The following is a 12341-nucleotide window of genomic DNA, read 5'->3' on the forward strand; positions in this document are numbered from 1 at the left end:
TGGAAAGGACTGCCCGCAGATCATTGCATCATGATGGGGCGAATGCTGCCATCCGCCTCATAGTCGATCTCCTGTACCTTGATCTGCCGCTGGCCCCGATAGGGGCCGTCCCCCGTCTGGCCTTCCCAACGGTGATAGGCGATCAGCCAGCGGCCATTGTCGGGCCTGTGCAGAAAGGCGTGGTGCCCGGGTCCCTTTCGGGTGCCGTCGCTGACCAGGACCGGACCCTTGTAATGCCAGGGGCCCGTCGGGGATGCCGATACCGCATAATGCACGGAATAGGAGGCGTGGCGCCATGAACCGTGCGAGTAGGACAGATAGTAGACGCCGTTGCGCTCATGCATGAACGCGCCCTCGGTGAAGAACGGGGGCGTTTCCACCGGCACTTCCCGCTCGATCCCCACCATGTCCGGCGTGAGCAACCAGACACGCAGGGTCGCCCCGGCGCTGCCGCCGGCATAAAGATAGCGGTTGCCGCTGTGCGGATCGATGAAGATGGCCGGGTCGATGGCTTCGAACCCGTTGCCGCCGGTGATCAGCGGCCGGCCGCTATCCGTGCAGGGGCCGGCCGGCCCGTCGCAGCGGGCGACCCCGATGCGGCTGGGCGTCGGGTTCTGCGGCCCGACGGAATAATAAAGAAGGTATCGCCCGTCGGCGGCGACCATGTCGGGCGCCCAGAGATGATGGCGCGGTGCGCCATCCTGCGCGATCCATCCCACGGCGTCGAGCCGGAGAAGGGCCGGCCCGCGCCGCCAGACGGCCAGATCGCGGGACGTCCAGGCATGCAGGACGTCCCCGCCCGTCGGATAGATCCACCAGGCCCCGTCGGCATGTTCCATGTCGGGATCGGCGCCGTTGAAGGGCACCGATCCGTCATGGGCACCGGCACTGACCGCGGCGCCGGCAAACAAGGCCGCGGCCAGTGCCCGCCGGCGCCGGCCGATCATTTGGGTGCCGCCGGCACGACGCCCTTGGGGGCCGCGGCCAACCGCTTGATCAGGTCGGTCTCGGCCTGGCGATAGGGCTTGCCGTCGGCCCGGAACACCTCGTGGAACCAGATGGTCGGTTCGTCATAGGTGTAGGGCTTCTTCCAGCTATCCCAGGGCAGGCGCGTCTGGGTCTTGCCATCCGCGAAGCCCCAGTTATAGGCGCCGACATTGTATTTCTTGGCGATGGGCAGCGACCCGTCGAAGGTGGAGCCGTTGCCGCGCGCCATATACTCGGTGCAAAGCACGGGGCGGCCGTAGCTCTGCATCTGCTTGACCCGCTTCTCGAACGTTTCCGGCCAGCTGTAATCGTGGAAGGAATTGATGTCCGACTGGGTCAACTGGACGCGCTCGACCTCGTCCACCTTGTCCAGTTGGTCCCAATGCTCGCCGATCCACACGCCCGAGGTCAGCGGCTGGGTCGGATCGGCGCTGCGGGCCCATGCGTAGACCTGGGGCAGCAGCAGGGCGACATATTTGTTCTTGTCCGGGATATGGTCGTAATTGCCGCCGCCCTTGTTGTTCGGCTCGTTCCAGACATCCCAGACCACGATGCGCGGGTCCTTGGCGAAGGTGCCGACAATGTCCTTCACATAGGCTTCCAGCTTGTCATACTGGCTGGCATCCTTCAGGCGGGCCTCGCCCGGGGCCTGGACCCAGCGGGAATTATGGACGCCGGGGATCGGCGGGCTTTGCAGGCCATAGACCGGGTTGGGATCCCAGACGCTGTCGAACAGCACGAACATGATGCGGATCTTGTGCTTCTCGGCGATGTCGAGAAACTGCCCCATCCGCTTTTTCAGCCCTTCGGCATCATTCTCCCACAGCAGATTGTGCAGGAAGACGCGCATCGTGTTCATGCCGATGCTGGCGGCCCAGCCCAGTTCCTTGTCGATGGTGGCCGGATCGAAGGTGGCCTCGTGCCACATCTCGATCTCGTTGACGGCGGAACCGGGATTATAGTTGGCGCCGATCAGCCAGGGCTGCTTGTCGTACCATTTATTGGCCTGTTCCCGGCTCCATTGCTCGCGGGCCTCGGCCGGCGACACGGCCGCGAAGGCCATCGCCACGGCGGCGGTGGCGAGCAGGAATGTCCGACGGATCATGATGTCCCCCCTTTTGGGTTTGTGCCGGTTCCCGATGAACCGGTTGGGCGGCGGCTGCCACCGCACGCCGCATGGCGTGGAAACCGTGCCGTCCTTCCCGCTTGAAGGGACGGCAGCGGATGCTTGCGATCAGTTGCCGCCTGCCGGCAGGTTGGTGAGCAGGCGGTAGGTCATGATGTTGCGATAGGTCTGGCCCGGCTCCAGCCGGGCGCTGGGAAAGCCCTTCTGATTGGGGGCATCGGGGAAGTTCTGCGGCTCCAGCACGATGGCATCACCCATGCGGTAGACCTTGTTGGCCTTGCCGTGGGTGGTGCCGTCCAGGAAATTGCCGGAATAGAACTGCACGCCGGGCTGGTTGGCCCACAGCTCGAACCCGCGGCCCGATCCCGGTGCCACGACCCGCGCCATCAATTGCCGGTCCTTTGGCGGGGTCCGGCTGACCACCCAATTATGATCATAGCCGCGGCCGAAGCGGATCTGCTCGTCCGAGGCGTCGCGGACGCGCTTGCCCACGGGCTGCGGCTTGCGGAAATCGAACACCGTGCCGGCCACGGGCCGGAACTCGCCCGTCGGGATGGCCCCATCGTCCGTCGGCAGATAGGTTTCTGCCGGGATGGTCAGCAGATGCCCCATGGCGCCGTTGACCGACCCTTCGCCCAGCAGGTTCCAATAGGCGTGGTTGGTGATGTTGACGATGGTCGGCTTGTCCGTGACGGCCCGGTAATCGATCGTCAACTCGTTGCCGTCGCTCAACGAATAGATGGCATCGACGGTGAGTGTGCCGGGATAGCCCTGATCCCCGTCGCGGCTGACATAGCGCAGCGTCACCGAGGCGGTGGGACCGTCGGTCACCGACTGCACGTCCCACAACACCTTGTCGAAGCCCTGGGTGCCGCCATGCAGCGCGTTCTTGCCGTTGTTCACCGGGGTCTGGTGGGCCTGCCCGTCCAGCGTGAAGCGACCGGCGGCGAGGCGATTGGCGAAGCGGCCGACCGTGGAGCCGAAATATTGCGGCTGCTGGATATAATCATCGATATTGTCATAGCCCAGTGCCACATCGGCGGCATTGCCGTTGCGATCCGGCATGACCACGGATTGCAGGGTCGCGCCATAGGTGATGATCGTTGCCGAAACGCCCTTCTCGTTGCTCAGCGTCACGGCCGCCACCTCCCGCCCGTCCGGCAGCGTGCCGAAGGTCGATTTCCGGGTGCTGGCCGCCTCCGCACCGCTGGCCAGCAGGCAGGCCACGATGGCCGTGGATGCAAGCAAGGCGCGTTGTTTCGACATGATCCTTATCCTCCCTGTCAGCCGCGATACATCAGGGTCGGCCGGCCGCGGCAGCCGGGATCGACCTCGAACAAGGCACCACCCGCCGGCTCGTCGACATCGACGGCGGCAGAGGTGACGAACATCCGGTCCAGGTCCGGACCGGCGAATGTACAACTGGTGATCTGGCTGGCAGGCAGGTCGATCGACCGGTCCCGCCGCCCGTCCGGCGTGAAGCGGGTCACGCAGCCGGCCCCCCAGCACGCCACCCACAGCCCGCCCTCGGCATCGAAGGTCATGCCGTCGGGATTGCCCCATGCCGGTTCGAACCGGATATAGGGCTGCCGCGCCCCCAGGCTGCCATCCTCCCGGATGTCGAACCGGAAGATGGTGGCGAGAGCGGTATCCGTGTGCAGCAGGAAGCGGCCATCCGGATCGATGGCCGGACCATTGGCGATGGTATAGGGGCCGTCCACCCGGGTGATCCCGCCATCGGGGTCCAGCCGGTGGAACGCGCCCGTCGGCCGGTCACAGGTGATGGGCATGGTGCCCGCCCAGATGCGGCCGGCCGCATCGGCCTTGGCATCATTCAGCCGGTTGCCCTGGATGCCCCGGTCCACCTGCCCGATGATTTTCCGCCGGTTGGCGGGAAGGTCCAGCCGGACCATGTCCAGCCCGATTCCCGCCACGAAGCCCCCGGCGGTGCGTTCGATGATCCAGGCGGCATGATCGGGCTGTTCGAAGCTGGTGACATTGTCGTCGGCCAGCGACAGGCGGTTGATCCGCCGGCCCAGGATATCCACCCAGAACACGGCATTCTCGCGCATAGACCAGAGCGGGCCTTCGCCCAGCAGGTCACGGCTGTCGCGCGTGATGACCCGCACGCCGCGCATCAGTGGCTGTCCCTTGGCAGGCCGCGGGTCTGGGCGATGCGCTGGTACTTCACCGCCAGTTCGATGACGGCACCGCCTTCGAACTGGCCCGTGATGTTGCGGTGGATTTCCTGCCAGGGTGTCTGCGCGGGGGGCATATAGCCGGGCGGGCCCTGCAGGGCGGCGCGGCGGCGGGCCAGTTCTTCCGCCGGGACCTGCATATCCGCGGTGCGTCGGCGCAGGTCGATGCGGATGCGATCACCCGTGCGGACAAGCGCCAGGCCGCCGCCCACCGCTGCTTCCGGTGCGGCGTTCAGGATGGAGGGGCTGCCGCTGGTGCCCGACTGCCGCCCGTCGCCCAGGCAGGGCAGGGCATGGATGCCGGCCTGTATCAGCGCGGAGGGCGGCCGCATGTTCACCACCTCGGCCCCCCCCGGATAACCGATGGGTCCAGCCCCGCGCATGATCAGGATCGACCGTTCATCGGCGCCCAGGGCCGGGTCATCGATACGGGCGTGATAATCCTCCGGCCCGTCGAAGACGATTGCCGTTCCCTCGAACGCTTCCGGATCATCGGGGTCGGACAGGTAGCGGGCCCGGAAGTCCGGGGAGATGACACTGAGCTTCATCACCGCATGATCGAACAGATTGCCCGACAGCACGGTCAGGCCGGCCGACGCCTTCAACGGATCGCCCAGCGGGCGGATCACATCCGAGTCGGTCGTGTCCGCCGTGCCGACATTGTCGGCCAGTGTCTGGCCGTTGGCCGTCAGCACCGACCCGTCGATCAGGCCGGCGCGCAGCAGCTGCCCCATCACGGCCGGCACGCCCCCGGCGCGATAGAAATCCTCCGCCAGATAGGTGCCTGCCGGCTGCAGGTTGACGATCAGTGGCACATCAGCGCCCTGTTCCTCCCAATCCGCAAGCGTCAGGTCCACGCCGATATGGCGGGCGATGGCGTTCAGGTGGATGGGTGCGTTGGTGGAACCGCCGATGGCCGAGTTGACGCGGATGGCGTTCAGGAACGCCTGCCGCGTCAGGATGTCGGACGGCTTGCGGTCGGCATCGACCATCTCCACGATCCGCAGGCCGGTGCGATAGGCGTTCTCCTGCCGGTCGCGATAGGGGGCCGGGATCGCCGCCGATCCCGGCAGCGACATGCCCAGCGCCTCGCACAGGGAATTCATCGTGGTGGCGGTGCCCATCGTATTGCACCAGCCGGTGGACGGGGCCGAGGAGGCCACCAGTTCCACGAAGCCCTTATAATCGATCTGGCCCGCTGCCAGCATTTCGCGCGCCTTCCACACGATGGTGCCGGAACCGGTGCGCTCCCCCTTGAACCAGCCGTTCAGCATCGGGCCGACCGACAGGGCGATGGCCGGGATATTGACGGTTGCCGCTGCCATGAGGCAGGCAGGCGTGGTCTTGTCGCAGCCGATGGTCAGAACAACGCCGTCCATCGGATATCCATAGATCGATTCCACCAGGCTTAGATATGACAGATTCCGATCCAGCCCCGCCGTGGGGCGCTTGCCTGTCTCCTGGATCGGGTGGACGGGAAATTCAATGGCGATGCCGCCGGCGTCGCGAATACCCTCACGCACGCGCTTGGCCAGCTCGATATGATGCCGGTTGCAGGGAACCAGATCGCTGCCGGTCTGGGCGATGCCGATGATCGGCCGGCTGGACTGCAATTCCTCCAGGCTGATGCCGTAATTCAGATAGCGTTCAACATAAAGTGCGGTCATGTCCGGGTTGTCCGGATTGTCGAACCACTGCCGCGAACGCAGTGCCCGACCGGAAGGTTTGGAAGTGCCGTCCCTCACGCTCATTACCCCATCACCTGGGGGCGTCCCTGGCGGCCGCCCCGTCTCGCTCATGCCATCGGTACTGATAGAGCCGAACCGATCGGATTGGAAGCATATATATCAGATAAAATAGACAGGCGAAGCAAAATCACGATGGATCGGCTGTGCGGAACAGGGCGAGACGGATGTCTGTCCTGGTGTCCGGCCGATCGTGCAGGCCCGATACCCGATGACCGGCTTGGGACGTCACCATCGGGACGGCGGTGTCCCGGTCATCAGTGCATTGTCTTGCGTGCTTTTCTTTTCAGTGCCTTGAAGGCAGGACAGCCTGCGCCTGTCTGTCCATGGCTGGCTGAAGGGCGCGATTTCACCGATGCGTTGCCTTGTGCTTCCCTGCAAGAAGAGGTGATGGCGGGTCGGTGCCGGGGACGACATCGTGACGATGCCGCTCCCGTGACCCCCACGCAACACTGCCTTGGCTTGCATCATATTTGTCAGATTTATATTGACTTGAGTGCCCCTCTCTATGCATTCGTCATCCAACGGCATGCCCGCCCCGTCTGGCAGGGTAAGCCGAGTATCCAGGGGGAGGATGAAGGATATGCGTTTGCATCTGCTTGGTGCCGTGTCAGCGACGGCCATGTTGATTTCCATGCCGGTCACGGCGCAGGAAACCGGCGGTGCCGCGCCGGGGGACAGCGGCCTGGTGCTGGAGGAGATCGTCGTCACCGGTGTCCGCAAGTCGATGGAGCGGGCGGCGGAACTGAAGCGCGCCGCTGTGCAGGTGGTCGACTCCGTGGTCGCCACCGATATCGGCAAGCTGCCGGATTCCACCGTCGCCGCGGCCCTGCAGCGCGTGCCGGGCATCCAGGTGCAGAACGACCGCAACAATGAATTGTCGAACGTCCGTATCCGTGGCCTGACCGACATCCTGACCACGTTGAACGGCCGCGAGGTGATCACCACCACCGGCCGCGGCTTCGACCTGAAGGATGTGCCGGCCGAGGCGCTGGCCCGCATCGATGCCTACAAATCGCAGACGGCCGACCAGATCGAGGGCGGCGTCGCGGGGGCCATCGATCTCCGCCTCAACCGCCCCTTCAATTTCCGCGAGCCGACGCTCGTGCTGACGGGGCGCGAAAGCCGTGCCGTAAACGCCAAGGCCTGGAACCCGCAGCTTGGCGGGCTGGCGAGCTACAAGACCGACAGCCCCATCGGCGAGATCGGCGGCCTGGTCAGTGCCACCTATTCGCGTTCCGACACCATCCGCAGCGTCAGCAACCTGACGGAGCGCCGCTATGGTGGCGTCGCCCCGCTGAACACCGTCGGCATCCTGGTGCCGCAGGTGCTGCAGAACATGCCCGATGTGGGCCGTGTCACGCGCAAGCAGGTGAACGGGGCCCTGCAATGGCAGGCGACGCCATCGACCCAGGTCTATGTCGACGGGCTCTACACCTATTTCCGCAGCACGACGGGTTTTGCCGGCTTCAACCCGCAGCCCTTCACCAATGGCAGCCAGATCACCGATGTCACGCCCAGCGACTATTGCTTCGACGCGCGGGTGAATGCCAATGGTACCAACCCGACGCTGATCAACAATGCCGACGGCACGAAGTCGATCCAGCCCTTCACGGTGCAGCGCGTCTGCGAACTGCAAAGCGCCCGGTTCAACAATGTCGTGGTGAACCAGAATTCCTCCTCCAACCAGATCACCCAGCGCAACAAGATGGTTGCCGGCGGTCTGGAATATGACGAGGACGGCACGAAGGCGGTCTTCGACATCGCCTATCAGACCTCGCAGTCGTTCAACGAGAATTTCAACGCCGAGGTCGGACAGCGTATCCCGACCGTTTTTGTCGAATTCGACGTGAAGAACGGCCCGACCTTTGAACTCGATCCGGCGATCCCGCTCAGCCCGGCCAATGTGTCGCTGCGCAACTCGATCAATCAGAACTTCACCCTGGGCAAGGGGGAACTGTTCCAGGCGCGTGGCGATCTGGAACAGGAGTTCGACAGTGTCCTGTCCAAGGTGAAGGTCGGCGCCCGGTACTCGGAGCGCGACGCCCGCCTGCAGCAGGTGGAGCAGACCAATACGGTTCAGTCGATCGGCTTCGGCAATATCGGCACGCCGACGGAAGCCAATGCCCGCCTGATCTCCTCGCTGGGCCTGTCCCCGGATTTCCTGGCGCCGATCGGCAAGGCACCCCGCCTTAACGGCGGTTCGGAATTCCTGGGCGTCAATCCCGGTTACCTGCGTTCAGAGCGCGGGCGCAATGAATTGCGCGCCCTGTTCAACCTGCCGCAGCAGCAGCCAGGCTATGACCCGACCAAGGAATTCAACGCCAACGAAAAGACCTATGCCGGGTATGTCGAGGGCGGTTACGAGATTCCGCTGGGCACGGTCACCCTGGATGGCGTGGTCGGCACCCGTCTGGTCAAGACCGAGCGGACGATCAGCGGCTTCATGCGGGATGGCGCCAGCTTCTCCCCCGTGTCGGCCAAGACATCGGATACCGACCTGCTGCCGTCGGCAACGGCGCGGTTCCAGTTCCCCAATTCCTTCCAGACGCGCTTCAGCTATTCCCGGTCTATGCGGCGTCCGGATTTCGCGGCATTGAACCCCACGGAATCCCTGACGCTGGTGGGCAATGTGTTCCTGCTCAACACCGGGCAGCGCGGCAACCCGGACCTGCGCCCGCAGAAGTCCGACAGTTTCGACGTGACGGCCGAATATTATTTCGACAGCGGCTATATCGCGGCCACCGGCTATTACCGCTCGATCAAGGACCGTGTCGTTACCTCCAACACCCAGGAGACGATCGGCGAACTGAACTATCTGATCTCCAGCCCGCGCAATGTCGGTTCCGTCGACCTGCAGGGTATCGAGATCAGCAGCCAGTACTTCTTTGATTTCCTGCCGGGCGCCTTCGCGGGCTTCGGGGTTCAGGGTGCCTTCACCCTGGCGGATTCGGAGATCAAGGGCGATGACCCGCTTGCCGGCAATCCGCTTGTGGGCGTGTCCAAGTACAATTATACGACCGGCCTGCTCTATGACATGTATGGCATCAGCGGCCGTCTGATCTGGACCTATCGTTCCAGATATATCGATGCCGACAATACGGGTGGCGTGCAGTTGCGCCCCTTCGATGCCGATCGCCAGAACGAGGCCTATGTGCCGACGCTGCTGTCCTATGCCCGGCCGGCCGGGCGCCTGGATTTCAGCATCGGCTATGACCTTACCGATGCGCTGCGGGTCGATGTCGGCGGCACCAACATCCTCAAGAACAAGACTTCCATCTATCGCGGGTCGGAGAAGATCAACTTCGCCCTGTTCGGGGACGAGACGGTCTATACCGTGGGCGTCCGTTACAAGCTGTAATGATGGTGCCCGGTGGTCCGGCCCTTTTGGCCGGGCCACCGGGTGTCGTCCACCGGGTGTCGTCCGGCGCCATCCCGTGGCGGGCTTGCGTCCGTTGCGGGATGGCGGCGTTGTTTTTCCGGAATCAGCCGCGGACGATGCAGCGGAAGCCGATATGGCTGGTCGGGCTGTCGATGGATTGCGGGTGGCGGGCGGCCGGGCGGTAGCGCTGGCAGTAATTGGGGGCGCACAGATGCGACCCGCCCTTGATCACCTTGCGCCCCATCCGCGTGCCGTCATAGGGGTCCATGCTTTCGCGCAGGGTGGCACCGCGCGGATTGTCCACGGCGCAACAGGCCTTGGCCGGCTTGCGCGGGTTCGTGCCGAACCAGTCATGTGTCCATTCCCAGACATTGCCGACCATGTCGTAGAGACCATGGCCATTGGCGGGAAAGCGGCCCACGGGCGTGGTGCGGAAATTGCCGTCTTCCTTAAGCGTCTGGTGCGGGAAGGTGCCTTGCCAGTAATTGGCAAGGATGGCGCCATCGGGGGCCAGTTCATCGCCCCAGGCATACTCCTTGTCCTCCAGCCCGCCGCGTGCCGCGAACTCCCATTCCGCCTCCGTCGGCAGCGCCTTGCCCGCCCATTTCGCATAGGCTGCGGCATCGGCATGGGCGATCTGGACCACGGGATGGTCCTCCAGCCCCGCGATGCCGCTGTCCGGCCCGGTGGGGTGGCGCCAGTCGGCACCGGGTACGAAGGCCCACCAGCGGCCATGATTGTCGAGCGGCACGGGGCCTGCGGTCTTCTGGAACACTGCCGACCCGGCGACGGCCAGCGACGGGTCCATGCCGGGATAAAGCCGCGGATCGGGTGGGAGTTCGGCAAAGGTGCGATAGCCCGTTGCGGTCACGAAGGCGTCGAACTGCGCATTGGTGACGGGCGTGGTGTCGATCCAGAAGGAACCGACCCGGACCCGTCGGCGCGGTTTCTCTTCCGGATAGAACCTGTCGGACCCCATGGTGAAGGTGCCGCCCGTAATATGGGCCATGCCGGTGAAGCGGTTCTGGCGGGCGTCGGGGCGCTTTGTGTCCGACATCGATCTTCTGCTCCTGTCGTTCCATGGGCCGGGCCGTTGCCGTCCAGTGCCCGACCCATCCATAGCATTCCGGCGGGCCTGGGGGCGGCCGGATGTGAATGGGGCTTGATTTATATGATTTATATGTATTTAAAATCAGATGCAACACCGACAGGGTCGAAAGCAAGGTAAACAGGGGAGCGGCGACAATGGCAATATCGGGTACAAGGCAATCGGACAAGCGGCCCCTGGGCCGGATCGGCCGCCGCGCCCTCCTGGCCGGCCTGCTGGCCACCGCGACCCTGCCGCTGGGGGCGACCGCACAGGAGGGGGCGGCTCAGCGTCCCGACATCGTCGTCTTCCTGGCGGATGATCTGGGTTATCGCGACACGGTTCCCGGTGGGGATGTCGATGCCCGGACGCCCAATCTGGCGCGCCTGGCGGCGGAAGGCCTTTCGTTCGACCAGGCGTTCGTCGCCTCTCCCGCCTGCGCACCCAGCCGGTCGGCGCTGCTGACGGGCATGATGCCGGCCCGCAACGGGGCGGAGGCCAACCATGAACGCAGCAGCCCGGCACTTCGAAAGCTGCCCTCCTACCTGCAATCCCAGGGGTATCAGGTCGTCGCCATCGGCAAGGTCGCCCATTACGAACATACGGCCACCTATGGCTTCGATTATCACGCCAACGACACGTTCCACGATGATGCGGCCATTCCGGAGGCGATCAAATGGCTGAAGGCCCGCAAGGATGACCGGCCGCTGGCCCTGTTCGTGGGCAGCAACTGGCCGCACGTGCCCTGGCCCGTATCGACCGACGGCTTTCAGCCAGAGGGGTTGTCGCTGCCGCCCAAGACGGTGGATACGCCGGAAACACGCCAGGCGCGGGCACGCTATTACGCCGCCATTGCCCGCATGGATGCCGAACTGGGTGACGTGATGGCTGCCGCCGACAGGGTTCTGGGCCGCGACACCCTGTTCATGTTCTCATCCGACCATGGCGCGCAATGGCCCTTCGGCAAATGGAACCTGTATGACACCGGCACGCGCACGCCGCTGATCGTCCGCTGGCGGGGTAACACGGCGCCGGGCACGCGCACCGATGCCATGGTCAGTTGGGTCGACATCCTGCCTACCCTGGTGGATGTTGCGGGCGGACCGGCACCGGCGGACATCGATGGCCGTTCCTTCGCGGCGGCCCTGCGCCCCGGCGGCCGCTTCGCGGGCCGTCCGGAAATCTTCACCACCCACAATAATGACGGCAATTTCAACGTCTATCCGGGCCGGTCGATCCGCACGGCCCGGTGGAAATATATCCACAATCTGAACCCCGACCATTTTCACACAACCCATATCGACCAGCCGCTGAAGCCGGGGGACGATGCCTATTTCCCTACCTGGCGGCGCGCAGCCGACGGTGATGCGGAAGCCAGGCGGATCGTCGATGCCTATTACCGCCGCCCGGCGGAGGAACTGTACGATCTGCAGGCCGATCCGGATGAGACCCGGAACCTGGCCGACGACCCGCGCCATGCGGCCACGCTGAAGGATCTGCGTCGGCGGCTCGACCGCTGGCGGGCCGGGCAGGGGGACAATCGTCCGGTGAAGGGCAAGCCGCACCTGGATGCCGCCCCGACGGGCGGGAGGTGAGGTCCGGTGGTCGTGCGGAATGTTGCCCGCATATATCTGATTAATTGACCTTGCCCGCTCTTGCGGCGCAGACTTATACCATGAGCCTCTGATCTCGGCTCGTGTCGTGATCAAAGGCTTCGGCGGCATACGGACGCCACCGCGCCGGTCGGCGCGGATACCAAGGGGCATTCTCCATGCCCGTTGGTGCTATACCTGACCGCAGCGATGCCTAACAATTT

At 64.7% G+C, this 12341-nt stretch carries 8 protein-coding genes; 2 read left to right on the forward strand and 6 right to left on the reverse strand.

What is annotated here, in order from left to right; all coding sequences use genetic code 11:
- Window positions 1-20: 20 nt before the first annotated feature.
- From ACM9LZ_RS25085 to ACM9LZ_RS25105, 5 genes are all read right to left on the reverse strand, one after another.
- A complete protein-coding gene (locus ACM9LZ_RS25085) occupies window positions 21-947 on the reverse strand; it encodes a family 43 glycosylhydrolase (protein WP_416622248.1) in 927 nt (308 codons plus the stop codon).
- The gene (locus tag ACM9LZ_RS25090) at window positions 944-2092 is read right to left on the reverse strand and encodes a cellulase family glycosylhydrolase (protein ID WP_416622249.1); all 1149 of its coding nucleotides are present in this window, start codon (window positions 2090-2092) and stop codon (window positions 944-946) included. The genes ACM9LZ_RS25085 and ACM9LZ_RS25090 overlap by 4 nt, the downstream gene beginning before the upstream one ends.
- Before the next feature lie 129 nt (window positions 2093-2221).
- Window positions 2222-3379, reverse strand: coding sequence for an aldose epimerase family protein (locus ACM9LZ_RS25095; protein ID WP_416622250.1), 1158 nt, complete (start codon window positions 3377-3379; stop codon window positions 2222-2224).
- A 17-nt stretch (window positions 3380-3396) separates the two neighbouring features.
- Window positions 3397-4251, reverse strand: coding sequence for an SMP-30/gluconolactonase/LRE family protein (locus tag ACM9LZ_RS25100; RefSeq protein WP_416622251.1), 855 nt, complete (start codon window positions 4249-4251; stop codon window positions 3397-3399).
- Window positions 4251-5978 (reverse strand): IlvD/Edd family dehydratase, encoded by a 1728-nt coding sequence (locus ACM9LZ_RS25105; protein WP_416622252.1) that lies wholly within the window; start codon window positions 5976-5978, stop codon window positions 4251-4253. Before ACM9LZ_RS25105 ends, ACM9LZ_RS25100 begins: the two co-directional genes overlap by 1 nt.
- A 661-nt stretch (window positions 5979-6639) precedes the next feature.
- Between ACM9LZ_RS25105 and ACM9LZ_RS25110 the strand changes: the two genes are divergently transcribed.
- Complete coding sequence (locus ACM9LZ_RS25110; RefSeq protein WP_416622253.1) at window positions 6640-9417, forward strand: TonB-dependent receptor; 2778 nt, start codon at window positions 6640-6642, stop codon at window positions 9415-9417.
- 124 nt (window positions 9418-9541) lie between these two features.
- Here the strand turns inward: ACM9LZ_RS25110 and ACM9LZ_RS25115 are convergent, their stop codons facing one another.
- Window positions 9542-10495 (reverse strand): formylglycine-generating enzyme family protein, encoded by a 954-nt coding sequence (locus ACM9LZ_RS25115; RefSeq protein WP_416622254.1) that lies wholly within the window; start codon window positions 10493-10495, stop codon window positions 9542-9544.
- Between the two features lie 188 nt (window positions 10496-10683).
- Between ACM9LZ_RS25115 and ACM9LZ_RS25120 the strand changes: the two genes are divergently transcribed.
- Entirely contained in the window at window positions 10684-12120 is a 1437-nt protein-coding gene (locus ACM9LZ_RS25120; protein WP_416622255.1) for a sulfatase-like hydrolase/transferase, read from the forward strand.
- Window positions 12121-12341: the final 221 nt, after the last annotated feature.

The organism is Niveispirillum fermenti (assembly GCF_048066175.1).
In the GTDB taxonomy this organism is placed as follows: domain Bacteria; phylum Pseudomonadota; class Alphaproteobacteria; order Azospirillales; family Azospirillaceae; genus Niveispirillum; species Niveispirillum fermenti.